The 24,323-nt window shown below is 55.6% G+C and carries 26 protein-coding genes, 1 pseudogene and 1 riboswitch; of the genes and pseudogenes, 14 read left to right on the plus strand and 13 right to left on the minus strand.

Features of this window, described 5'->3' with window-relative positions:
• Positions 1–34: 34 nt before the first annotated feature.
• From BN1190_RS02395 to BN1190_RS02410, 4 genes are all read left to right on the plus strand, one after another.
• Entirely contained in the window at positions 35–991 is a 957-nt protein-coding gene (locus BN1190_RS02395; protein WP_040285425.1) for a DUF4003 family protein, read from the plus strand.
• A gap of 123 nt (positions 992–1,114) precedes the next feature.
• Entirely contained in the window at positions 1,115–2,035 is a 921-nt protein-coding gene (locus tag BN1190_RS02400) for a S66 peptidase family protein (RefSeq protein WP_040285426.1), read from the plus strand.
• Positions 2,036–2,058: 23 nt separating this feature from the next.
• A complete protein-coding gene (locus BN1190_RS02405) occupies positions 2,059–2,988 on the plus strand; it encodes a C40 family peptidase (RefSeq protein ID WP_040285427.1) in 930 nt (309 codons plus the stop codon).
• 57 nt (positions 2,989–3,045) lie between these two features.
• Positions 3,046–3,519 carry an acyl-CoA thioesterase gene (locus tag BN1190_RS02410; RefSeq protein ID WP_040285655.1) on the plus strand — a complete coding sequence of 158 codons (474 nt, stop codon included), beginning with the start codon at positions 3,046–3,048 and terminating at the stop codon, positions 3,517–3,519.
• Between the two features lie 319 nt (positions 3,520–3,838).
• On the opposite strand, the pseudogene mscL reads toward BN1190_RS02410, so the two are convergent.
• The 3 genes and pseudogenes from mscL to BN1190_RS02425 all read right to left on the minus strand — a co-directional run.
• Positions 3,839–4,216: pseudogene (gene mscL / locus BN1190_RS02415) on the minus strand (large conductance mechanosensitive channel protein MscL); the annotation flags it as partial.
• Between the two features lie 30 nt (positions 4,217–4,246).
• The gene (locus tag BN1190_RS02420) at positions 4,247–4,576 is read right to left on the minus strand and encodes an MGMT family protein (protein WP_040285428.1); all 330 of its coding nucleotides are present in this window, start codon (positions 4,574–4,576) and stop codon (positions 4,247–4,249) included.
• 33 nt (positions 4,577–4,609) lie between these two features.
• Positions 4,610–5,266 carry a phosphatase PAP2 family protein gene (locus BN1190_RS02425; RefSeq protein ID WP_040285429.1) on the minus strand — a complete coding sequence of 219 codons (657 nt, stop codon included), beginning with the start codon at positions 5,264–5,266 and terminating at the stop codon, positions 4,610–4,612.
• Between the two features lie 193 nt (positions 5,267–5,459).
• On the opposite strand from BN1190_RS02425, the gene ytxJ reads away from it, so the two are divergent.
• The 8 genes from ytxJ to BN1190_RS02465 all read left to right on the plus strand — a co-directional run bounded on the left by ytxJ (position 5,460) and on the right by BN1190_RS02465 (position 12,658).
• Positions 5,460–5,786: a bacillithiol system redox-active protein YtxJ gene (gene ytxJ, locus BN1190_RS02430; RefSeq protein WP_040285657.1), complete on the plus strand. Its 327-nt coding sequence runs from the start codon at positions 5,460–5,462 to the stop codon at positions 5,784–5,786.
• A gap of 87 nt (positions 5,787–5,873) precedes the next feature.
• Positions 5,874–6,620 carry an SDR family NAD(P)-dependent oxidoreductase gene (locus tag BN1190_RS02435; RefSeq protein ID WP_338066423.1) on the plus strand — a complete coding sequence of 249 codons (747 nt, stop codon included), beginning with the start codon at positions 5,874–5,876 and terminating at the stop codon, positions 6,618–6,620.
• Positions 6,621–6,765: 145 nt separating this feature from the next.
• Positions 6,766–7,818, plus strand: coding sequence for a fatty acid desaturase (locus BN1190_RS02440; RefSeq protein ID WP_040285430.1), 1,053 nt, complete (start codon positions 6,766–6,768; stop codon positions 7,816–7,818).
• An 85-nt stretch (positions 7,819–7,903) separates the two neighbouring features.
• Positions 7,904–9,037, plus strand: a complete 1,134-nt coding sequence (locus BN1190_RS02445) for a sensor histidine kinase (RefSeq protein WP_040285431.1) — start codon at positions 7,904–7,906, stop codon at positions 9,035–9,037.
• 7 nt (positions 9,038–9,044) lie between these two features.
• On the plus strand, positions 9,045–9,659 hold the full coding sequence (locus BN1190_RS02450; protein ID WP_040285432.1) for a response regulator transcription factor: 615 nt from the start codon (positions 9,045–9,047) through the stop codon (positions 9,657–9,659).
• Between the two features lie 14 nt (positions 9,660–9,673).
• Positions 9,674–11,014, plus strand: coding sequence for a D-serine ammonia-lyase (locus tag BN1190_RS02455; protein WP_040285433.1), 1,341 nt, complete (start codon positions 9,674–9,676; stop codon positions 11,012–11,014).
• A gap of 126 nt (positions 11,015–11,140) precedes the next feature.
• A complete protein-coding gene (locus tag BN1190_RS02460) occupies positions 11,141–12,031 on the plus strand; it encodes a dimethylarginine dimethylaminohydrolase family protein (RefSeq protein ID WP_082023239.1) in 891 nt (296 codons plus the stop codon).
• Between the two features lie 81 nt (positions 12,032–12,112).
• Positions 12,113–12,658 carry a histidine phosphatase family protein gene (locus BN1190_RS02465; RefSeq protein WP_040285434.1) on the plus strand — a complete coding sequence of 182 codons (546 nt, stop codon included), beginning with the start codon at positions 12,113–12,115 and terminating at the stop codon, positions 12,656–12,658.
• A gap of 387 nt (positions 12,659–13,045) precedes the next feature.
• On the opposite strand, the gene thiW is transcribed toward BN1190_RS02465, so the two are convergent.
• From thiW to tenA, 5 genes are read right to left on the minus strand one after another with little or no spacing between them, the layout of a single operon-like run.
• Positions 13,046–13,540, minus strand: coding sequence for an energy coupling factor transporter S component ThiW (gene thiW / locus BN1190_RS02470; RefSeq protein WP_040285660.1), 495 nt, complete (start codon positions 13,538–13,540; stop codon positions 13,046–13,048).
• On the minus strand, positions 13,540–14,160 hold the full coding sequence (thiE, locus tag BN1190_RS02475; RefSeq protein ID WP_244898665.1) for a thiamine phosphate synthase: 621 nt from the start codon (positions 14,158–14,160) through the stop codon (positions 13,540–13,542). Before thiE ends, thiW begins: the two co-directional genes overlap by 1 nt.
• Before the next feature lie 19 nt (positions 14,161–14,179).
• A complete protein-coding gene (gene thiD, locus BN1190_RS02480; protein ID WP_040285436.1) occupies positions 14,180–15,019 on the minus strand; it encodes a bifunctional hydroxymethylpyrimidine kinase/phosphomethylpyrimidine kinase in 840 nt (279 codons plus the stop codon).
• Positions 15,016–15,825, minus strand: a complete 810-nt coding sequence (gene thiM / locus BN1190_RS02485; RefSeq protein WP_040285437.1) for a hydroxyethylthiazole kinase — start codon at positions 15,823–15,825, stop codon at positions 15,016–15,018. The genes thiD and thiM overlap by 4 nt, the downstream gene beginning before the upstream one ends.
• Positions 15,822–16,508: a thiaminase II gene (gene tenA, locus BN1190_RS02490; RefSeq protein WP_040285661.1), complete on the minus strand. Its 687-nt coding sequence runs from the start codon at positions 16,506–16,508 to the stop codon at positions 15,822–15,824. Before tenA ends, thiM begins: the two co-directional genes overlap by 4 nt.
• Before the next feature lie 117 nt (positions 16,509–16,625).
• Positions 16,626–16,733: riboswitch (TPP riboswitch) on the minus strand.
• A 91-nt stretch (positions 16,734–16,824) separates the two neighbouring features.
• Between tenA and BN1190_RS02495 the strand changes: the two genes are divergently transcribed.
• Both BN1190_RS02495 and wrbA read left to right on the plus strand, forming a co-directional pair.
• On the plus strand, positions 16,825–18,024 hold the full coding sequence (locus tag BN1190_RS02495; protein ID WP_052461657.1) for a DUF3238 domain-containing protein: 1,200 nt from the start codon (positions 16,825–16,827) through the stop codon (positions 18,022–18,024).
• Between the two features lie 94 nt (positions 18,025–18,118).
• Complete coding sequence (wrbA, locus tag BN1190_RS02500; RefSeq protein WP_040285438.1) at positions 18,119–18,730, plus strand: NAD(P)H:quinone oxidoreductase; 612 nt, start codon at positions 18,119–18,121, stop codon at positions 18,728–18,730.
• Between the two features lie 38 nt (positions 18,731–18,768).
• Here the strand turns inward: wrbA and BN1190_RS02505 are convergent, their stop codons facing one another.
• The 5 genes from BN1190_RS02505 to BN1190_RS02525 all read right to left on the minus strand — a co-directional run bounded on the left by BN1190_RS02505 (position 18,769) and on the right by BN1190_RS02525 (position 24,141).
• Positions 18,769–19,188 (minus strand): universal stress protein, encoded by a 420-nt coding sequence (locus tag BN1190_RS02505; RefSeq protein WP_040285439.1) that lies wholly within the window; start codon positions 19,186–19,188, stop codon positions 18,769–18,771.
• Positions 19,189–19,216: 28 nt separating this feature from the next.
• Positions 19,217–20,647 carry a SulP family inorganic anion transporter gene (locus BN1190_RS02510; RefSeq protein WP_040285440.1) on the minus strand — a complete coding sequence of 477 codons (1,431 nt, stop codon included), beginning with the start codon at positions 20,645–20,647 and terminating at the stop codon, positions 19,217–19,219.
• Between the two features lie 111 nt (positions 20,648–20,758).
• Positions 20,759–22,171, minus strand: a complete 1,413-nt coding sequence (locus BN1190_RS02515) for a sensor histidine kinase (RefSeq protein ID WP_040285441.1) — start codon at positions 22,169–22,171, stop codon at positions 20,759–20,761.
• Positions 22,168–22,860, minus strand: coding sequence for a response regulator transcription factor (locus tag BN1190_RS02520; protein WP_040285442.1), 693 nt, complete (start codon positions 22,858–22,860; stop codon positions 22,168–22,170). The genes BN1190_RS02515 and BN1190_RS02520 overlap by 4 nt, the downstream gene beginning before the upstream one ends.
• A 126-nt stretch (positions 22,861–22,986) precedes the next feature.
• Positions 22,987–24,141, minus strand: a complete 1,155-nt coding sequence (locus BN1190_RS02525; RefSeq protein ID WP_244898661.1) for a S1C family serine protease — start codon at positions 24,139–24,141, stop codon at positions 22,987–22,989.
• Positions 24,142–24,323 lie beyond the last annotated feature (182 nt).

Below are 24,323 nucleotides of genomic sequence, written 5' to 3' on the forward strand. Positions count from 1 at the left end.
TGCATACGTACAACTTAGGAAAGGAGGGGACGGGATGGACTGGAAAACAGTGAACGCCGAGCTGGTGTGGACCCATGAAAAAGTGACGTCACTTGCAGGCTGGACGGTCGATGCAAAAGTGGTGCTGACGACATCGGCCTATTACGTGCTGGCACAGCAGGATTTTGATGCGGAAAGTTTTCTTTGTACGATGGATGAGCTGAAGAAGAGAGCCGGCTGGCTGTCCCCGGTGCGGGGGAATTTCCTGCCGATGCTCGCGTCGTTCCTGGATACCGCCGGAATGCCGGCAGAGCAGGCTGTCAGCGGCTTGTTTGAACGGCAGCAGGTGCTGAGGAAAGCTGGATTCAAGAACACGGTCCATTCCTTCCTGGCAGCCATGCTGATGACCCCCGTCCCCGCAACCTACCAAACCGAAGCCGTACAGGCGAAACGGCTGTACAATGAGATGAAGAAACAGCATTTCCTGCTGACGTCGGATGAAGATTACTCTTACGCCATGCTGCTGGGCAAGCTGAACAATGATCCGGCAGAACAGGCTTCATTGATGCGCAAGTATTATGATGAGTTGAACGGAACCGGTTTCAGGTCAGGGACGGAACTGCAATGGCTCTCGCAAGTGCTGACAATCGACCGCTGTACGTTCGAAGAAAAACGGATTGACCGTGCCAAGCAGCTGCTGAAGCATGTACATAAGCGTGTCAATCTGAAACCGATGCATTATCCGCTGATCGGTTTCATGGTCATACTGGATTGCAATGAAGCTCAGATCGAGGAACTTATCAGTCTGGCGAACTGCCTGGCGAAAGAGGACTTGTTCAAATGGCACAAGACATTGGCCTTCTCATTCGGCACAGGGTATCTGCTGCAGCAGTACATGGAGCAGGGCCAAGCTGCCGGGGTTCCAAGAAAACTCCAAGTGCTCATCAGGCAGGCGATCCTGGCTGCCACCATCGCAACTATCGCCGCCTCCACAACTTCCGCCCTCTCATAACTTTTACTGCGACAACTGGAGGAGTCCGGACAAGTCTTCTGTAAGACGGCCCCGGGCTGCTTTTTTTGTTCACGTTATATGATAGACTTGATAGAAACGCAATCAATCTAAGGAGGAAACAGTTTGAAACTCACACCGAAACGGCTGCAGCGCGGAGATACGATCGGCATCGTCTCTCCGTCCAGCCCGCCCAATCAGGAAAGCCTGGAGCGCTCGTATGTATTCCTGGAGCAGCTGGGACTGAAGTGGAAACTTGGCGAACACGTCAAGGATGTCAACGGGTACTTGGCCGGGGAAGATGATGACCGGCTGGCGGATATTGAATCGATGTTTGCAGATCCTGAAATCGACGGCATCATCTGTGCCGGCGGAGGATACGGTTCCGCCCGCTACGCCGACAGGCTGGATTACCAGCTGATCTCTGAAAATCCGAAAATTTTCTGGGGCTTCAGTGATATCACGTTTCTCCATACGGCGATCGCCAAGTATTCCGGTCTTGTGACGTTCCATGGTCCTATGCTCGCATCCTGTGTCGGCAAAGATACGTTCAGCGAACTGTCCGCGAAACTGTTCCGGCAGCTGTTCGAGCCGATGGAACTCCATTATTCGGAAGATATCAGTCCGCTCCGTTCAATGTCAGGAGGCGTCGTCTCCGGCGAGCTGACCGGCGGGAACCTATCCCTGCTGGCAAGCGGCATCGGGACGAAGTTCGAAATCGACACGAAGGGCAAGATCCTGCTCATCGAGGATGTCGGGGAAGAGCCGTACCGTGTCGATAACCTCATGAACCAGCTGCGTCTCGCGGGGAAATTCGCAGATGCTGCAGGAATTGTCATCGGGGATTTCGCGGATGCTGAACCGAAGAAGAAACCGTCCCAGTCATTGGAGAACGTATTGGAGTTTTATACAGCATCACTCGGGAAACCGGTCGTCAGCGGATTCAAAATCGGTCACTGTGAACCGCATTTCGCTGTGCCGCTCGGTGCAACAGCCCGCCTGGATGCCGACGGAAAAACGCTGACGATCCTGCCAGGCATCGAGTGAAACGGAGAAGGAGCTGATTGATAATGGAACAAGCAGAATCAATGTGGGTGTGTGCCGTACCTGTAGCGACGATCTGGACATCACCGGAGTCGGTGCGTCACCCGATGGATGAGGCGGGAACCGCTGCGCCGCAGAGCATGAATGACTGGATTTCTGCGATGACCCAGGACGACCGGTTTGCGCTCTGCAAAGAGAGCCGGGTCCAGAGCCAGCTGCTGTATGGGGAGCCGGTGATCGTCGATTCAATCGAAGACGGATGGGCGAAAGTGATTGCGGTCTGGCAGCGTTCCGTGAAAGACGAGCGGGGGTATCCGGGATGGGTGCCTGCCGCCCAGCTGAAAGAGTCGGAACCGCTCGATGATCCGGAAGGCGTTGTCAGAACCGACGTCCCGAAGTGCCAAGTATGGCGCACGGACGGTCAGCCGGATGCACTGGTCATCCCGTTCAATTCAATCTTGCCGCTGCTCGGGATGCGGGACGGCTGGGCGGCCGTTGCAACACCCCATGGTGAGCGGCTGCTGCGGGAACAGGATATAACTGCCGCAACGTCAATCCATCATTTTCAGAAACAAACGGCCGCTGAAGCAGCGGAGCGGGCTGTCGAGTTCCTCGACCTGCCCTACTTCTGGGGAGGCATGTCCTCGTACGGGTATGACTGTTCCGGATTGACATACAATATGTTCAAGTCATGCGGGCTGTATCTCTCGAGGGACGCGGGCGATCAGGCAGCCGAAGGCGAGGCAGTCCCTCCCGATACACAGGCTGCCTGGCAGCGCGGTGATCTGCTGTTCTTCACAGGGGAGGAATCCGACCGTATTACCCATGTCGGCTTCTACTATGGAGACGGGCAGATGATCCATGCCACCTCATCGAAGCGGGGGGCCGTCGTACTTGATGAGCTGAAGAATACGGCGTATGCAGAAAGACTGTGCGCTGTCCGGCGGTATACGTAAGCGGGCATACAGTTGAAACCATGCAGAAAAACTTCACGCAGAAAGGGACTTGACATGATGGAACCACGTAAAATGAGCGAATCCAGAACGATACAGACAAAATTGGTACTTCCGCCGGATGCGAACCACCTGGACACGATATTCGGGGGAAAGGTGCTTGCCTACATCGATGAAATTGCTGCAATTACAGCGATGAAACATGCAAGGACACCTGTCGTCACCGCATCGATCGATTCTGTCGACTTCCTGTCGTCAGCAGTGGTGGGGGATGTGCTCGAGCTCGAAGCGAATGTCAGCTCGACAGGCCGGACATCGATGGAGGTGTACGTGATGGTGCACTCCGCCAATCCGCTGACGAACGAGCGGAAGATGACCACCGAATCGTTCCTGACAATGGTAGCGATGGGACCGGATAACCGTCCGACACCGGTGCCCGGTGTCATCCCTGAAAGCGAAGGGGAGAAACGGATTTTCGAAACAGCACCGGCCCGTCGGCTGCACCGGAGACAGCGGATGGAAATGGAACATTAAAACAGGCTGCCTGACGGGGATGGATCTCCCGGTCGGGCAGCCTGTTCTGTTCATTTATGGTTTTTGAAAGACAGTGCGACGCCGGCCACACTTCCAACGAGGACAAAAGCGAATAGTGCAAACATAATATACACGAACCACATGAAAAAGCCCCTCCTTTACCAGGTCATTGACTCAACTGTACCATGACGGGCCCATTCCATCAATCCCGGTCAGGGCCAGGGCTGCTGGGTTCAGGACCTTCCCTTTCCGCATCCGGCGGAAGTGTCCTCCCCTGATCCGACTGTCCGTCTGCTGCACATTCCATAGCGGCGGACTGCTGGGCTTTCAGCAGATCCCGGATTTCCTTCAGCAGTTCTTCCTTCGCATCGACGGAATCCGCATTGTCCGGTTCATCCGCCTCTTCGATCTTGAACTTCGCAAGGAAACGCATCACGATGAAGATGGAGAAGGCGATGATAAGAAAATCGATGATGGACTGCAGAAAGACGCCATATGTAATGATCGCTTTTGTGCCGGGGAACCGGTAAGCCATCTCAGAGAAGTCGATCCCCTGCAGCAGAAGGCCCAGCAGCGGCGTAATGATGTTTTCCACTAACGAGGAAACGATCTTGCCGAATGCCGAGCCGATGACCACCCCGATCGCCAAATCAAAAATGTTTCCTTTGAATGCAAACTTCTTGAAATCAGACCACATAGGGACCTCCTTTTGTACTATCAGAACTAGCTACTCCATGCTGGCGTCCGGCGGGAACCACCGGTATCTCTCCAGATCGACGGTGCCGTCTTCCCGGAAAACGACCCCTTCCGAAAGCAGCAGCCGTTTTTGGCGGATACCTTTTTCTTCTGCGTCTGCCGGTGCGGAAATACCGCCTTTCGCGTTGATGATCCGGTGCCAGGGCAGCCGGTGGGAAACGCTCATGGAGTACAGGATGCGGACTACCTGCCGGGCCCCCCGCCGGTTGCCTGCAGCCGCGGCGACTTGTCCGTACGTCATGACATGGCCTTCTGGGATGGACTGGATCGTACGGACCGCTTTTTCAGTGAAGGGGTTCATACGGCACCTCCTCTGTCAGTTGAAGCCGCACACTCATCGTGGGAGCCCTGCCGCCGGTGATTTGCGATCGATGTATCCCGAATACACGCTTGTTGCGACAATCACCCAGAATGCACTCGCGCACAGACCGCCTGCGACGTCACTCGGATAGTGGACGCCAAGGTAAATCCGGCTGATGCAGATCATGGCGATCATGAAGGCGGCAGCAGCCAAGCAGATGGTCCGTCCAGTGTGCCGGAGATTGCACCATAGTATATATGCAAGTATTGCATACAGACTTGCGGCCATCATCGTATGTCCGCTCGGGAACGAGTACCCGCTGATTTCAATCAGCCGGTTCGTGTCCGGACGCGCCCGCTGGAAGAACAGTTTCAGTACTGTATTCAGCGCAGCCGTCCCTCCGATCACGACGACAAACAGGAGCGTCTGGGCTTTTTGACGATAATAGACGAGGAAGCCAAGCGTAATCACGCAGATCACCAGCACGGTTTTCGTTGAACCGATGCCTGTGAAGAATTTCATGAAAGCAGTCAGCGCCGGTGATTCCATGCCCTGCACGGCACTGATGACCGCGTTGTCGAACCGTACGATCCCTCCGCTTCCGATCGAGTAGGCAACATAGCCGAATACAGCGGCCAGGATAAGGCAAGAGACAAGGGCTGTAAGCAACCTGCCTGTCAATACACGCATTGCATTCAAACCTTTCTGTACATCATTTCACTACCTATTAATTCTTGCGAACGGCCGGACAAAATGCAAGCGATATCCATGGAGTCCGGCAGATGAAAGAAGATACAGCGGGGGACTGTTTATCAAAGATGCACAGGGGGGAAAGAGAATGAAGACTGTATACAGCAGGAGTACCGGAAAGGGGAAAATATACATGAACGAACTGAAGACGATAGAAGAATGGCAGGATGCCCTGCGTCAATCCGATGAGCATCCGGTGTTTGTACTGAAACACAGCAGCACGTGTCCTATCAGTGCAGCGGGCTATGAAGCATTCAGGGGATATGTCACAGATCTCCCGAAATATATGGTCGTCGTCCAGACAGGGAAGGATATTTCAAAACAAATCGCAGATGACCTGGGTGTCAGACATGAATCCCCCCAGGCAATCCTGATCAAAGGCGGGAAAGCCGCCTGGCATGCATCGCATTACGATATCCAGCAGGAAAACCTGCAAATGGCCGAGCAGCAGAATACCTGAACGCAAGAGGCATTCCAAAAAACGGAATGCCTTTTTTGTCCTGTTATGGTATGATTCGAATACTCAGATAGACAAAGGAAGAGGGCGATGGAATTGCGGATTACCGGGAAGACAGCTGTGATCACTGGCGGAGCAAAAGGAATCGGAGCTGTGACAGCCCGCTTGTTCTGCGAGCAGGGGGCACAAGTGGCGATCATCGACTTTGACGAAACGGCAGGGGATGCATTGGCAAGGCAGCTGCATGCGGAAGGGAATGATATTGCATTTTTCAAGGCGGATGTGTCGGATGAACAGCAGGTGGAACAGGCGGCAGCAGCAATCGTCCAACAATTCGGCAGTGTCGATATCCTCATTAACAATGCCGGCATCACGATGGACGCCATGACGCTGAAAATGGACGCTGAAGCCTTCCGAAAAGTGCTCGATGTCAATGTGACCGGCGTCTTCAATTGTACAAAAGCGTTTCTGCCAGGTATGGCGGAAGCCGGATACGGCCGGGTCATCAGTGCATCGTCCATCGCAGGAACGGGCGGCAACATCGGCCAGGCGAACTATGCAGCATCTAAAGCTGCGGTTGTCGGGATGACCCGGACATGGGCCAAGGAGTTCGGTCCGAAGGGCATCACGGTGAATGCGGTCGCTCCGGGGTTCATCGAGACAGAGATGATCCACACGATCCCTGAAAAGGTTGTCGCTCAACTGAGGCAGCTGACGCCTGCACCCCGTCTGGGGACAACCGACGATGTCGCCAACGCCTACTTGTTCCTGGCCTCCGATGAAGCCTCATTCATCAACGGGACAGTTCTGGAAGTGGATGGCGGCATGCTGAAATGACCGGTGTTGTGAAATTTTTCGCAAAGTGTGACACTTAACATACGAAACTCATGACAGTCATGTCTATTGTGTTTGCCTTCCTCTCTTTATAATAAAGGTATCACAGAACGGTCGGAGCTTTCGATCGTCTTACCGGGAGGCTGTCATGAGTAAAGAAAAGACAAAACAGCTGCACAAAAGTGTAGCCCCGTTCGCAAAATCCGATATGAAAAAAAGCATTCTGCAGCTCGTGAACACGATTTTTCCGCTGGTGATCCTATGGGCTGCGGCCTGGCAGGCATTCTCCGTGTCGATGTGGCTGTCGGCTGGATTCAGTGTTGCAGCATCTTTCTTTGTTGTCCGGACCTTCATCATCTTCCACGACTGCACGCACGGTTCGTTTTTCAAGAATAAGAAAGCGAATGATATTGTCGGAACCATAACAGGGATCCTTACGCTGTTCGCCTATGAAAAATGGAAGCGCGAACATGCAATCCATCATGCGACAAGCTCGAACCTCGATAAAAGAGGCGTCGGTGATATCTGGGTCATGACAGTCCGGGAATACGAGGAAGCCTCGTTCTGGACACGGCTCGGCTACCGTTTCTACCGCAATCCCCTCATCATGTTCGGATTTGGACCCTTGTATCTTGTACTGATCTCAAGCCGGTTCAACCGGAAAGATGCCCGTAAGAAAGAACGGATGAACACGTATCTTATCAACGGTTCACTTGTCGTGCTGTACACAGCCCTGATCCTCCTGACCGGCTGGCAGGCATTCCTGTTCGTTCAGGGAATCGCCATGTTCACTGCAGGCGCACTCGGGATCTGGCTGTTCTATATCCAGCATACATTCGAGGATTCCTATTTCGAAGAAGAGTCCGAATGGGATTATGTCAAGGCGGCGGTCGAAGGCAGTTCGTATTACAAACTGCCGAAGGTTCTGCAGTGGGCGACCGGCAACATCGGATTCCACCATGTCCATCACCTGGCGCCGCGCGTGCCGAACTACAATCTGGAAATGGCGCACGAGTTGACACCGCCTCTCCAGAAAGCCACGACGATTGATATGAAAAAAAGTCTCGAGTCGCTGCGCTACAAGCTATACGACCCGGAACACAAAACATTCGTCACATTCCGGGATGTCCGCAGGCTCATGAATGCCAAGACGCCGGCCCTCAAGCTGAAAGCGGAGAAAACGAGACTGGAAACGAAATAACAGGACTGAAGCCGTCTCTTGCGTGAGATGGCTTTTTTCTGTTTGAACCGGTACACTGAAAACAAACATGGAGGGAGGAGTGCTGATGGAGAATTGGTATAACCTGTTTCCCAGGAATCCATGGCTGAGCGGGTATATTTGGGTGGTGTTCTGCGTTTTGCCGTTTTTCTTCATCTTCCGGACATCCGACCCCGGAAATATCGGATTCGGCATCGTGATGGTCTTGCTGTTCTTCCTCTGTTACCGATTTTCGTTCCGGTCGAAGAGCGGGCTCGTCTATATGTGGATCGGCCTTGAAATGGCTATCAATGTAGGGCTCACCCTGCTGTACGGGTATGTCTACCTTTCGCTGTTCACCGCATTTTTCATCGGGAACATCCGGCGGCCTGTCGGTTTTTTCATCATATATGGTATCCATATCGCAGTGATGATCGGCGCCATCGTTGCCGGTTTCTTCATCGAAATCGAGCTGTTCCTGCCGCAGGTCCACTTTCTCATACTGACGCTGATCGGCGTTGTGCTGCTGCCGTTCAACCTCTATAACCGCAACAAGCAGGAGAAACTGGAAGGACAGCTTGAATACGCACAGGAACGGATCTCTGAACTGACATTGGTCGCCGAGCGGCAGCGGATTGCGCGTGATCTGCATGATACGCTTGGTCAGAAACTGTCACTGATCGGGCTGAAAAGCGATCTGGCGGGAAAAATGATTGAACGGGATCCCGTACGCGCAGCAAAAGAGCTGCAGGAGATCCGGCAGACAGCAAGCATCGCACTGAACGAGGTGCGGGAACTTGTTTCGACGATGCGTGCCGTGCGTCTGAACGAGGAACTTGCCCGTGTCCGGCAGATGCTGGGTGCTGCGGAAATCGAGCTGACCGTCCATGGAGATCCGGTCTATGAGTCGATCACACCGATTGCAGAAAATGTGCTGAGCATGTGTATGAAAGAGACTGTCACCAATATTGTGAAACACAGCTTTGCCGACCATTGCACCATCACATTCCAGCCTGCGGGCGACAGGTATGCCATCACCGTGACGGATGACGGAATCGGTTTGACGGAAGGCCGGGATTCGCTTCCGGGCAATGGATTGAACGGCATGAGGGAACGTCTGGATTTTGTCAACGGAACTCTTCATATCGCACCGGCTCCTGAAGGCGGTACCACGTTGACATTTTCTGTGCCCTCTGTTCTGAAACATATCGTAAAGGAGTGAAGGACGCATGATCCGAATTGTACTGGCAGAGGATCAGGGAATGCTGCTCGGAGCTTTCGCTTCGCTGCTCAACCTGGAGGAAGACATGGAAGTGATCGGCCAGGCGAGGAATGGCGAAGAGGCGGTGCAGCTCGTACAGCATCTGCAGCCGGATATTTGCATCATGGATATCGAGATGCCTGTAAAAACCGGTCTGGAAGCGGCCGAACGGCTCCAGACGGAACCGTGCAAGATCATCATCCTGACGACATTCGCACGGGCGGGCTATTTTGAACGCGCCAGGAAGGCGGGTGTCCGCGGCTATCTCCTGAAAGACAGTCCGTTCGAGGAGCTGGCCGGGTCCATACGCTCCATCATGGCCGGACGCCGTATTTACGCACCTGAACTGGTGGACCTTGCGTACGGGGATGATCCGGAGACGGAAAGCCCGCTGACCGAACGGGAGGCCGAGGTGCTGGAACTGATCTCAGACGGCAGGACGACAAAACAGATTGCGGCCGCTCTGCATCTCACGCCGGGCACAGTCCGCAACTATATTTCCATCATCCTCGATAAGATGTCAGCAGGAAGCCGTATCGAGGCGGTCAAGCGGTTCCAGGAAAAAGGATGGTCCAGAAAATGAGGGGAGGCAGCAATATGCAGACAATGGAAGAATGGGAGGAACGGTTCCCGAATATCCGACAGCTGAAAGAACGGAATGAGTGGCTGTGGCAGAATCCTCAGGTGTCAGATGCCGAAACAGGGCTGGCTGTTTCTGGGCTGACAAACACGGAGGTGAAGGAAGCTTCACGGCGTTTCGACCGGTTCGCCCCTTTCTTCGCAGCTGTTTTCCCCGAAACTGCTGAACGGTCAGGGCGTATCGAATCACCTCTTACGCAGATACCGGCCATGCAGAAGGAACTGGTACGGACAACCGGCATGGAAATTCCCGGTATGCTTCTGTTGAAACAGGACAACGCTCTTCCGATTTCGGGTTCCATCAAGGCGAGGGGAGGCTTCCATGAGGTATTGAAAGTGGCGGAGTCATTGGCTGCCGAACATGGCCTGATCGACACTTCAGAGGATTACCGCCAGTTCATGGACAGCCGGTTCCGTGACTTGTTCGCTTCCCGCAAAATCGCAGTCGGGTCTACCGGGAATCTCGGTCTGAGCATTGGAATCCTCAGCGCCGCATTCGGTTTCGAAGTGACCGTCCACATGTCCGCGGACGCCAAGCAGTGGAAAAAGGAACTGCTTCGCAGCAAAGGGGTCATCGTGAAAGAATACGAAGATGATTACAGCAAGGCGGTGGAAGAGGGCCGGGCGGAAGCAGAAACCGATCCATCCTGCCACTTTGTGGATGATGAGAATTCCAAGGACCTGTTCTTCGGATATGCTGTAGCGGGTGAGCGTCTTGCCAGCCAACTTGCGGAGCAGGATATCCGGATAGACGAGGAGCATCCGCTGTTCGTCTATTTACCATGCGGAGTCGGCGGCGGACCGGGTGGAGTTGCTTTTGGTCTGAAACTGCAGTTCGGCGATGCTGTGCATTGCTATTTTGCAGAGCCCGTCAATGCGCCCTGCATGCTGCTGGGCATGATGACACAGCTGCACGGACAGATCAGTGTCCGGGATATCGGGCTCGACAACCGGACGGCGGCAGACGGTCTTGCTGTCGGAAGGCCGTCAGGGTTTGTGGGAAAGGTGATGACCCCGCTGCTGGATGGGATCTTCACAGTGGAGGACCGGACCTTGTTCGGCTTGTTGAGAATGCTGGCAGATACGGAGAGGATTTTTGCGGAACCATCCGCCCTTGCAGGTATGATGGGTCCGGTCTTCTTGAGTGAAGGCAGCGTGAAGGATGCTGATTCGCCGAAAGCAAGGCATCTTGTATGGTCGACAGGCGGAGGGATGGTGCCTGAGGATGTCTTGGGTGAGTACTATGAAAAGGGGAAAGCTGTCGAATTATTTCCCGGGAAATCGACAAAAAACGATTGACCGTAAATGTGCAGTGATTAGAATTGATTGACAATGCGGAATTCGGGTTCGCCCGTTTGATAATCAGCCGCGAGGGGAATATATAGGGACAAACTTAATTACATCTCTATTGGAGGATGAACAACTATGAATTCCCCTCTTACTGAAACAGCAGAGAAGGAACAGGAAGCTTTCCGGCCGCAGCTGCCGGCGGCAAAATGTGCAACCGAGTACGATACACTCCGTCGTGTCGTTCTGTGTGAACCGAAATACATGGCAATCGAAGATGTCATCAACGACGTACAGAAAAAGTATAAAGACGAGAATATCGACCGTCCCAAAGCGATGGCGCAGCACCAGGCGTTTGAAAAAAAGCTGCGCGAGCACAACGTGGAAGTCATCAAGCTGCCGTCTTCAGAACGGTATCCCGAGCAGGTGTTCACGCGGGATATCGGCTTCACGGTCGGTGATCGGCTGTTCCTCGCAGATATGGCGAGCGATATCCGGAAAGGTGAAGAGGCGGCCCTCCAAAACTGGCTGCTGAAAGAAAATATACCGTTCCGCGTATCGGAGAGCCATGTGGAAGGCGGCGATGTGATCGTCGACCGGAATCGGGTATTCATCGGCATCAGCAGCCGGACGAGTGAAGAAGCAGTCAGCCAGCTCGAGAAGAGCCTTCCCGACCATGAAGTCATCCGGGTGCCGTTCGATGAAAAGTATCTGCATCTGGACTGTGTATTCAATGTCCTCTCGCCGGAGACCGGGCTCTATTTCCCGCAGGCGTTCGACGAGGACACACGGCAGATGCTGGAGTCGATGTACGATCTGATTGAAGTGAAGGAGTCCGAACAGTTCACGATGGGCACGAACGTCCTGTCGATCGGGGATGGACAGCTGTTCAGCCTTCCGCAAAATCCGGAAGTGAATGCGGCGATGCGGAAGAAGGGCTTCGACGTCATCGAAGTTGATTTTTCGGAGATCATCAAGTCCGGCGGCTCGTTCCGATGCTGTTCGATGCCGGTGGTACGCAAGGACTGACGGAAAAGAGACCGGTGCCGGACAGGCAGCCGGTCTTTTTTTACACGGGAAATTGCAGACTACGACACAGGAGGTCATTTAATGGGGAAAACCATATACTTGGTCAATCACGGCGAAGCGGAAGGCAATGGCGCGCATGACGAACTGACAGCGGAAGGCATCATCCATTCCGAGGAGCTGGGCGAGTTTCTGGAAGGATGTCCGGCGGCAGACCGAGTCATCACGAGTCCGCTGCGGCGGGCCCGCCAGACAGCTGCTGCCATCGGGGATAAGCTCGGAATCCATATCGAAGAGGACAGCCGCCTGGCCGAACGACAAATGAGCAGCCAGGTCTTCGATGACTGGCTGCTGAAAGTGGAGGATACATTCCTTGATCTGAATCTGTCCTATGAAGACGGAGAGTCGTCGCATGATGCGATGCAGCGGGCATGCGATGTGATCGCCGAGCTGCCGGATGACAGCAGGACCGTCATCGTCACCCACAGCCTGCTGTTCATCCTGATCCTCCGCTGCTACGACGAAAGGGCAGGCTTCGAGGATTGGCAGGCACTGAAGCATCCCGATGTCTACGAATTGCAGATTTCGGGTGACAGCGGCATATATAAGCCATTGCAGCATCATAAATGACGGAAAAACCGGGCAGCCGCCCGGTTTTTTGATGTCTGTATACAAAATAAAAGGGGGAGTGCTCATAAACCGCGGAAAGTGATCATAAATCGTGGAAAGTGATCATAAATCGCGGAAAGTGATCATAAACCGCAGAAAGTGATCATAAACCGGAAAAAGTGATCATAACCCCACAAAACTGCTCATACCATCCGCCGGCCCACGAACCTTTATCATGCATAATCCTTCACTTTCGCCGCGTTCAAGAGCGGAAAGTCAAAAGAAAGCTTGTGTGTGCCGGCGGGCCGGCGCATTTTCTGCAGAACCGTCATGCTCATGCCTGTCCAGCACACCAGGTACAGACCTGCGTCAAGACGTACACTCCAAAAAACCTCAGGCGCCACAGTGTCACCAGGATGCGAGCCGGCGGCCGGCCGGAAGACGCTGCAGCCGCGCAGCCAGCAGCCCGCCGAGAAGAGCACCGCTGACACTCGAAACAAGGAAAGGCGGCATGAAGAAGAAGGCGCCGGCCGACGTCCCCATCAGGACCGCTGCATATGGGACGGCGAACAGGGAGGCGATCAGGCCCGTGCCGATCATTTCGCCAATGGCAGCCATCCAAATATGCCGCCCTCTCGTATACAGCAGACCGGCCATCGCCGCGCCGATCATACCGCCAGGGAACGCCAGGAGGGAACCTGTCCCTGTCAAGATCCTAACAATGGCCGTGAGGAATGCAACCAGAACGGCGGGAATCGGTCCGAGCAATACGGCTGCCGCAACATTGACGGCATGCTGGATCGGGTAGGCGCGTGCAACCCCGGCCGGGAAGGAAACGAAGGCGGACCCGGCAACGGCGATCGCTGTCAGGAGTCCGATCGCTGTCAGCTTCTTCGCAGACATCATACGCGTGCCTCCTTCTGCGCCATCGCACTCAAGAATGCCGCTGCCGTCTGTTCAGCATCAGGGGCGGAGGCGATGGCGGAAATGACCGCCACCCCGCTTGCACCGGCCGCTAGGACAGCAGGGGACTTTTCTGCCGTGATGCCGCCGATGCCGACGATCGGCAATTCCGGAAAACGGCCGGCTGCTGCATGGATGGCTGCTGTCCCGGCAACGGCCCGGGCATCCGCTTTCGAGCGGGTCGCAAAGACCGGCCCCATGCCGACGTAATCAGCTCCTGCTGCAACAGCTGCTGCCGCCTCGTCTTCCGAATGGACAGAGACGCCGAGGATCCGGTCAGGACCGATCAGCCCGCGGACAGCTGCAGCCGGTCGGTCCTCCTGTCCGACGTGGACTCCGTCCGCCCCGGTCTGCACTGCCAATTCCACGTCATCATTGACGATGAACGGGACTCCGAATGCTCTGCACAACCGGAGACAGCTCTCGGCGAACGCGGTTTTTTCCAGGCCGGTCAAAGCGGCAGGCCCTTTCTCACGGAGTTGGAAGCAGGTGACCCCGCCCCGCAAGGCAGCTTCGAGGACGGTCAGCGGATCACCGGCCGGAACATCTGCCGACCCCATGATGAAGTACAGACGCAGGTCAATTGGATGCAATGAGTTCAACCCCCTCTGTCCGTGCATCATTGTGCACGCGCCAGGCGGCGTGGTTCGTCGGTCCATGACCGCTGCCGATACCGGGGGCGTGTTCGATCGCGAGCTGGATGAACTGCTTCGCCGTCCGGGCGGCCGCCTGCAGACTATGCCCCTTTGCAAGCTCAGCAGTGATGGCCGCTGCAAACGTGCAGCCCGTCCCATGGGTATGCTGCGTGTCAATACGACTGGAGCGCATAAGGAAAGACGTTCCGTCGGCTGACAGGAACAGATCTTCCGCAAACGGCACATCCGTCCGGTGGCCGCCTTTCAGCAGAACAGCGGACGCCCCCAAGCCGAGCAGCTGCCGTGCCGCATTCTCCATATCGACGGCCGATCGGATCGTCATCCCTGTCAGGACCTCCGCTTCCGGAATATTCGGTGTGACGAGGGCAGCAAGCGGGAGCAGTCCGTGCCGCAGCGACCTGACCGCTTCTTCCTGCAGCAGGGACGCACCCCCTTTTGCGATCATCACCGGATCGATGACCAGCGGGATCGTCTTCCTGCTGCGGAGAACCTCCGCTGTCATCTCGATCAGCTCGGCTGAATACAGCATCCCCGTCTTGACGGCTCGAACCGGGAAATCTGAAAACACCGCATCCAGCTGGGCCTGGACGATCGCAGGCTCGACAGGCTGCACCGCATGAACGCCGCGAGTATTCTGTGCAGTGATGGCGGTCAGTACGGATGTCCCGAAGACGCCGAGTTCCTGGAACGTCTTCAAATCCGCCTGGATGCCTGCACCTCCGCCGGAATCGGATCCGGCAATCGTCAGTGCCACGGAAGTCATGAAATCATCTCCTCTTCAAAGCGGAATTGATCGGCCCTGACACATGGATCATCGAGGGAGTGGAGTGCGTTCAGGAAATGGACAGGAAAATCCCCGGGTCCTCCGGAAGCTTCCGCAGCCGCTTCCCCGCACTTTTTATAAAACGCCAGGCTGTACGCCGCTGTCAGGAGCGGCTCACTCCGTCCGACAGCAAGGAATGCCCCGCAGATGGCACTCAGCAGGCAGCCGGTGCCGGTTGTCGCTGTCATCATCGGGTGCCCGCCGGATATGCGGATTGTCCGTACCCCGTCCGTGATGATGTCATCGTCTCCGGTCACTGCAACGAGACAGTTGTGTGCCTTTGCCGCACGGCGGGCCGCTTCTGTGATGTCGGTATCCCCGCTGCCTGCGTCCACTCCTTTCGATTTCCATTCTATGTTGGCGAGCGCAGCGATTTCACCCGCATTGCCGCGGATCATCGTGATGTCGAGTTCCTGTAACAGGCGTTCTGCGGTCCGTTTCCGGTAGGGCGTCGCACCTGCGCCGACGGGGTCCAGGATCAGCGGATTACCGGCTGCCCGTGCGCTCTTTCCTGCGATGAGCATGGCTTCGATCTTCTGCGGATCCAGTGTCCCGATATTCAATAGCGTGCAGGAGGCGAGTGCAGCGATATCGGACGCCTCTTCCGCAGAATCCGCCATGATCGGGGACGCCCCTAAAGCCAGGAGGCCGTTCGCCTGGAAGTTCGCCACGACGATGTTCGTCATGCAGTGGACGAGCGGGGAGGAATCCCGGACAGCTGCAATCGTCTCGGCAGGCAGCCTCATACGGTCACTTCCTTGTCACCGAGCAGGGACCACTGCTGGCCGGTCCAGGCCATCTCCCAGAACTGTGTTTCGTAATGGCTGCTCTTCACGAAGTGGGCCTGCAGCTCTTTCCGGCGTGTTTCCGACAGTCCGTCCGCCAGTCCGTCCATCCGGTCGATCTGCTCCCGGGTCGCGCGTTCGAACCACTCCGAGCCGTAGGTCGCGACCCACTTGTCATAGACCGGATGATCCGGCTTTGCATCCTTGAGCCGCTCCCCGATTTCATAGTACAGCCAGTAGCACGGCAGGAGGGCAGCCAGCGTATCCGCCAGATCTCCGTTCATGGCAGTCCGGTACAGATGCGACGTGTAGGCATACGCAGTCGGAGCGGGTTCGAACTCATCCAAGTCCTTCTGTGTGATGCCGAGCAGATCGAAGAATCCTTCATGCAGCGAAATCTCCGCGCCGCACGTATCCTCCGCGTGCTGCGCGAACGCCTGGGTCGTCCGCAGGTCTTTTGCCTGGACAGCCGCCAGTGCATGCACCTTTGCAAAGTGCTTCAGATAATAGGAGTCCTGCAATACATAATGGCGAAACACCTCCTCCGGCAATGTTCCATCGGCGATCTTCCGAATGAAGGGATGGTTGAAACTCTCCTCCCAGATCGGGTCACACAGGCGCCGTACGTCTTCACAAAATGTCATCATCATCTTCCCCTTTCCTTGAAATACGAAAAAACCGCTCCATCGGCCCATCAGCCGAAAGAAGCGGTTCGCGAATCAGGGATCATTGCGGAAAGACAAATCTGCATAGTGGAACATCCTGCCTGCGAGCCACTTCCCTACGCTGGTATGAGCCAGATCAGGTTCGAAGGGTCCGCATATCCATATGCGTCTCAGTCTTGTGCAAAGACTCCCCCAGTGGTCAATCGTATTCAGTTTTCCCCACTACTATATCATAGTTTCAATTATTGGCAAGACGGGCAAAATACTACTACCACGTGTAAAGGAGGCACTACTCATGCCGGAACGATTTGAAATCACATCCGTGACGCACGACATCGGCCGGATTGCATTCGATTGGGACGATGCGGGCGGCACGTACCACGTCTACAAAGACGGGGAGCATGTATACGAAGGGACCTCAGCCGACTTCCAGGACACGGACTTCACTCCGGGGAAACTCTATGATTATACAATCGAACGGGAAGAAGACGGGGAAGTGAAAGACGTCATCATTGTCCAGACCTCTCCGCTCGATATGGAGAAGAACGCGGATAATCCGCTCCAGTCACTTGTTATGACGACAATTGTCGCGAAGACACAAGTGGCGCTGTCCTGGGAGCGCATGAAAGATACGGAGAGGTATACGGTGTACCGGAACGGGGAAGAATTGGCGACAGTGGAGGCGAACCGGTTCATCGACCGGGATTTCCCGAAGGACGAACCGCTGACGTATTCGATCTACAGTGAGCGGCCGATCGCGGACTCCGAAGAGAAGTACAATATTTCCAAGTCGATCATCGCAAAAGTGTTCGGGATCTTCTATCCGAAAACGACGGAAAAGAAGGCATCCATCGAAGGCTTCACGATGATGAAAAGCATCGGGAGGATCGACGCGCTCCTGAAGCCGGTCCGGGACCGGAAACCGCCGGAACAAGTGGAACAATGGCATTTCCGCTACAAGACCTTTCTGGAGGACGACATACTGGAGAACCCGAATGTCCTGTCCCCGAACCGTTATTTCAAAGGGGACAACCGCCGCTTCGATCCCGAGTCGGATGCGTTCCGGACGTGCGTGGACATCGATCTCGATTACAGCCGGAAAGATTCGCCGCTGATCATGACAAAGGAAGTGGGCGAAAGCGTTGCATACGGGCTCGACAAAAAGGTGCGGGAACGCGATACGGCATCCGACGAAGGCATCGGGATGAAGCAGCTGGATCACGGCGAAGGGGAGACGGGCTTCTTCCTGACACATGCTGTCGGGAACCCTCTGACGACCGCGCCGGACATCAACTACGAAGTGCAGGCGGTCCTCAGGAAGAATGGCACATTCGATCTGACCGGCTATCATGACCAGTCGCCCGATCATGAAATCTATCTCCGGAGAGGCAGCGGCACACGCTGGATCCCCGTCCATCAGAGCCGGAGTGAAGGACTGGCCTATATGACGGAAGTGACGGCCTTCCAGTATTGGCGGTATTCCAATCTGTCCTAAGAATGATTCGCCGCTGAGCATGTAAGTGGACGGAAAAACCGGAATGCGGTATATTTACCTTGAATTCAAGATAAAAAGGAAAAGAGGCGTTCGCATGGTTAAGACAGCAGTCGTATATTACAGTTCCACCGGCACGAACCACCAGCTTGCAGAGTGGGCGGCGGAAGCAGCGAAAGACGCAGGTGCAGAAGTCAGATTGCTGAAAGTGAAGGAGACGGCTCCGGCCGCAGCGATCGAGTCGAATGCCGCTTGGAAAAAGCACCATGAGGAAACGAAGGATATTCCCGAAGTGACCCCCGAGGATCTCGAATGGGCGGACTCCATCATCTTCAGCATCCCGACCCGGTTCGGCAACATCCCGGGTCAGGTACAGAGTTTCATCGACACGCTGGGCGGTCTGTGGGCACAGGGGAAACTGGCGGACAAAGCTGTCAGCGCCATGTCATCCGCACAGAATGAGCACGGCGGCCAGGAGGCGACCATCCTGTCCCTCTATACGACGATGTATCACTGGGGCGCGATCGTCGCGGCACCGGGCTATACGGACCCCGTCCTGTTCGCAGCAGGCGGGAACCCATATGGCACAAGCGTGGCCGTCGACCAGGCCGGTGAAATGAAAACCGACCGCAAGGCGATCCAGGAAGCGGTCGCCCATCAGGCGAAGCGCACCGTCCGCGTGGCGGAAGCCCTCCAGCATATGAAGTGAAAGAAAAACCGCCGTTCCGGTAAAGGAGCGGCGGTTTGCTATTTTACGAGCAGCACCGGGCAGGACACCCGTTTCATGACTTTGTGGCTGACACTGCCGAGCAGCATCTCCTGCAAAGCGTTCAGTCCCCGGCTGCCGATGACCACTAAATCCGTATTCTCGGCATGCGCAAAGTTGATGATCTCCGCAGCAGGATCGCCGTGGAGGATGTGGATCCGGTAAGGTGCCGCGTATTCCTGCAAAATCTTTTCGATCGGCAGGACCTGCTTTTTTCGTGCCGCCTCGAGCGCCTCTCTGCTTGGCGCATGCAGAACAGCTTCTTTCGCCTTGTCGAAGTCAGCGACGAACAGGATGGTGATGAGACTGTCATCCGAACAGTTCGCAATCCGAGCCGCCTCGCGTGCGGCACGGAGAGAGTTGTCAGAGCCATCGGTCGCGAGCAGGATGTTCGTGTACATGCACATCACCTCTTTCATCTGTCTGAAGTCAGGCGTCCAGTCCGCGCAGCAGACGCCTGCCAGAGTCCCCGAGTCCTTTCAGTTCCACATGGACACCGCGGAGCCGGTACGCGTCCGTCAGTTTGGAAACAGCAACAGCGGCGGAATCATCCCACACTTGGGAATCGGTGAAATCGAGGATGACCGTATCTGCCGTTTCCTCCATTTTAAACGAATTCTGGAAAGTTTCAACGGATGCGAAAAATAATTGGCCTTTGATTGCATAACGGACGGCGGATGGCTCGGCGATCCGGACGACTTCGATCTTCGAAATCTTTGCGACGAACAGGACGGCGCTCAGGATGACGCCCGCGAGCACACCCTTCGACAGATCGTCCGTAGCAACAACGATGACGACGGTCGTCAGCATGACAGCTGCATCGGCTTTCGGCGCTTTCCGCAAATAGCTGAATGAGCCCCAGTCGAACGTGCCGACGGACACCATGATCATGATCCCGACAAGGACAGGCATCGGAATCTGGACGACCCATTCGCCGAGCACCAGAATGAGAAACATGAGGAACATCCCGGCGACCAGTGTCGACAGCCTTGTCCGTCCGCCGGATTTAACGTTGATGACCGACTGGCCGATCATCGCGCAGCCCGCCATGCCGCCGAAGAACCCGGTTACGATATTGGCGATTCCCTGACCGCGCGCTTCCCGGTTCTTCTCGCTGCCGGTCTCTGTCATTTCATCCACAATCGTTGCGGTCAGCAATGTCTCCAGCAGGCCGACAATCGCGAGTGCAAGCGAATAAGGCAAAATGATGAGCAGCGTCTCCAGCGTGAACGGAACGTTCGGCAGCAGGAAATTCGGCAGGGACTGTGTAATCTGCCCCAGATCACCGACAGTACGCAGATCCGCGCCTGAATAGATCGCCGCGGCCGAAAGCACGATGATCGCGATAAGCGGAGCCGGTACAGCTGTGAAAAAGCGCGGCAGGATATAGACGATCAGCAGAGTGATGGCGACGAATACATACGTCATGGTGGAAATCCCGAAGAAGTGCGGCACCTGCGCCATGAAGATCAGGATGGCCAGTGCATTGACGAAGCCGATCATGACGGCATTCGGTATGAACTTCATGAGTTTCGCGACTTTGAAGACGCCGAATATCACTTGCAGAACCCCTGTCAGAATCGTCGCGGCAAGCAGATAGTCGAGACCGTAGTCCCGGATCAGCGGTGTCATCAGGAGGGCCATCGAGCCGGTCGCCGCCGAAATCATGGCCGGACGTCCGCCGGTGAAGGAAATGACGACCGCGATGATGAAGGATGCGTACAGGCCGACCATCGGATCGACCCCTGCGATGATCGAGAATGCGATCGCTTCCGGAATAAGGGCGAGTGCCACGACGATTCCGGAAAGGATATCGGCGCGTATATTTGAAAACCAATGCTGCTGTAAATAAGCTGTCATGTAAGAAAAAGCTCCGTTCTGCTGAATTTCAGCCGTCTGCCGGCTGCATCTGCCCAGTTTACCATGCAGGACGGCAGGAAAAAACAGCGGATTTGCAAATACTGCTGCCGTTCAGTCTGCTGCATGCGGCAGGCGGATCACGAAACGAGTCCCCTGACCTTTCCGGCTCACTGCGTCAATCGTCCCCCCGTGCAGGCTGACGAGCTGCCGGACGATGGACAGGCCGAGTCCGGATTCCCCGTACGGGTTCGAAGCCCGGGAGTCGACCGCTTTATAGAAACGGCTCCAGATCCGTTCGACTTCTTCAGGCGTCATGCCAATGCCTGTATCCTCTATTTCGAGGATATCCAGGCCGTCCTCATGACATGCGGACAGGGCGATGGTGCCGTCTTCTGTGAACTGGATGCTGTTTTTCGTAATGTTCAGCAGGATCTGTGTAAGGCGGTCATAGTCGGCATGGACAGTCATCGATTCCGATGCTTGGACGGTTATGGCTGTCCGGCGTTCTTCTGCCAGCGGTTCGAGCTGATCACGGACGATTTCGAACAGATCCAGAATCCGGATCTCCTGTTTCACGAGCGTGATCTGGTTGGAGCGGATCTTTTCGTAGTCGAGGTTTTCATTGACGAGCCGGAGCAGCCGCTTCGTTTCGCTGCCCGCAAGTCCAAGTGCTTTCCGGCGCTGCTGGTTGGGGATCATGTCGTTCTGCAGGCCCTCGATCGTTCCGCGGATCGTCGTCAGCGGTGTGCGCAGTTCGTGGGAGACATCCGCCATGAATTGGCGTCTGCGGTTTTCAAGGTTTTCGATCTCTTCATGGGAAGCATGCAGATCACGGACCATCGCATTGAAATCAGCCGCCAGCTCATCGATCTCATCCCGTCCGGAAGTTGCCAGCCGGATCGAGTAATCCCCGGAGGAAACGGCTGATGCCGCCCTTCGTATCTTTCGGATCCGGCGGCCGTAATAGAGCGCGAACAATCCGCTGAGAAGGACGGCGGCTGCCAGTGCGGCGATTGCTGCATAGACCAGGTACCGGTTCATCTGTGCGATGACGGTCTGCGTACCCCCGATTGGTGACGTCAGCAGGACGCCGCCGACAAACTGCCCGTGCTGGAAATAAGGGAGGAGCACGAAGGTCACAGCCTGGCTGAACCGCTCCTGTTCCTGCCTGACGGAGATCGTTTCACCGTCCTGCAGTTTCGTCCATTCGGATTCATCCAGCTCGATCAGCGGCGTCCGGAGACCTGTCGAGTAGATGATCTTCGACTGCTCATCGAACAGGCTGTACTCGATCTCCCGGCTCTTCAGCACCCGGCCGAATGAGCGCAGCACCGCATCCGCCGGCTGGCTGCTGCGGCCGAGATCGCTCAGGAGCGACTGCCCGTACTGGGTGAGCTCCTCTGTTTTCGTATCGTATACGTATTGCTCAAAGAAATGGGAGAACAGGAAGCCGGCCAACAGGATGGCCGCCAGGATCACGGTGACGTGGCTGATCAGCTGCTGGGTGAACACATTCACTTTCATCGGACGTCCTCCGGGAAGCCGTCGAACTTGTAGCCGACACCCCAGACTGTCTGGATGGCGGACGCCCCGAGACGGCCGAGTTTTGTCCGCAGACGTTTCACGTGCACATCGACCGTCCTGTCGTCCCCGTAGAAGTCGAATCCCCACACGTGTTCTAGCAGCTGGTCCCGGCTGAATACCTGCTTCGGGTGGCGGATGAAGAACACAAGCAGATCGTACTCCTTAGGTGTCAGATTATCGATCAGACGCCCATCAGCCGTGATTTGACGGGCCTGTTCATCCACCTTGAACAAGCCGGCCTGCAAGAGATGTACGCCGCCGGAAGCAGAGCCTCTCCTTCGTGTGACCGCCTTGATGCGCGCCATGAGGGCGAGCGGACTGAACGGTTTCGTCACATAATCATCGGCGCCCATCTCGAGGCCGAGCACCTGGTCCGACTCCGTGTCTTTGGCCGTCAGCATGATGATCGGAACGTCATTGCCGTCAGACCGGAGTGACCGGCAGATGGCGACTCCATCCGTCGACGGCAGCATCCAGTCGACGATGAGGCAGTCCCAGTTCTCTTCCTGCGCCCGGCGGAGCCCCTCTCTGCCGTCGGTGATGAACTGCCCCTCGATCCCTTCCTTCACAAAGAACAGCTCGATCATCTGCGATACGTTTTCGTTATCTTCGATAACAAGGATTTTCAACGGCCATCGCCTCCTGTATAGTCTTAACCTATCTGAAAACAAGGCGGCTGCGCAACTGTTTCACACATAGGCAAAGCCGTCCTGAAAAGGGATACTCCGTTTTCAGGACGGCTGGATCGATCGCGATTATTCAGTGGCGGAGGAGCTGCTGGCAAGCTGGGATGTAAGTTCCATCTTATCGCCGTTCCGGTAGATTGTGAACTTCGCCCGGTCGCCGATATGCAGGTCGGTATACAGCAGTTTGCGCAAGTCCGCGGACGACTCGACCGCCTTGCCGTTGACGGCTGTGATGACATCCTGCTCTCTGAAGCCGGCTTTCCCCGCGGGGGAGGAGGCGTCGACACTGCCGACCATGACACCGCCATGGACCTCCTCAGGCAGATCTCTGACATACATTTCCGGTACGTCTGCAAGATCGATGAGTCCGATGCCGATATACGGACGGTCGATTTTACCGTTCTTCATAAGCTGTGCCGCCAGCGTTTTGACTTCGTTGCTCGGGATAGCAAACCCAAGTCCTTCGACGCCGCTCTGTTCAATCTTCAGGCTGTTAATACCGATCAGCTCGCCTGCCGTATTGACGAGAGCGCCGCCGCTGTTCCCGGGGTTGATGGCGGCGTCTGTCTGGATGACGTCCATTTCCCACTTGCCGGCTGCGGTATCCACGGCGATGGAGCGTGAAGGCGCGCTGACGATGCCCTGTGTGACAGTTCCTGAAAAATCGATGCCGAGCGGATTGCCGATTGCAACGACCGGATCACCGGCACGCAGCTTGCTGGAGTCCCCGAGTGCCAGCATCCCTTCCGCATAGTTCTTATCCATCTTCACGACCGCGATATCGGTCAGCGGATCTGCACCGACAAGTTCGGCGTCTGCTTTTTGTCCGCCCGCTGTCGTGATGACGAGTTTCGAAGCGTTTTCGATGACGTGATTGTTCGTGACGACATATGCATGCTCGCTGTCCGTCTTATAGACGACTCCGGACCCTGTTCCAGCCTTCTGCGATTCGGCATTACCGGCGAACCGGTTCCCTGCCGTCTGATAGTTTTCAATAGCGACAATCGCTTTGCCGGCCTTGGCCACCATGTCGGAAAGAGGGAGCGCCGCTGTGCTTGTCTGCTTTACGTTGTACGGCTGTGCGGCTTCTGTCTTTTCCGCGGACTGGACATCCGTCTTCTGGGCCAGCACGTCCGTATTCAGGACGGCGCCGAGCGTCAGCACCGAACCGAGCGCACCGGCTCCCACTGTCGATAGGATCCATTTCGTTTTCGATGTATTCATACGTGATCTCTCCCTTTGTTTTCTATCGTACATTCATTGTAAGCGGGAGTTATGAACAAATTATTACCGGCTTGTTGCCGGGTTGTAAATTATGAAAGCAATTATTGCAGAATAAAGTTGTAATAGTTTGAGTAGTCAGATATAGTGATAGGGAAACGACCATTTTTTATTTTGCGGAATGA

Origin of the sequence: Sporosarcina koreensis (assembly GCF_000826145.2) — a bacterium.
GTDB classification, from domain to species: Bacteria; Bacillota; Bacilli; order Bacillales_A; family Planococcaceae; genus Sporosarcina; species Sporosarcina trichiuri.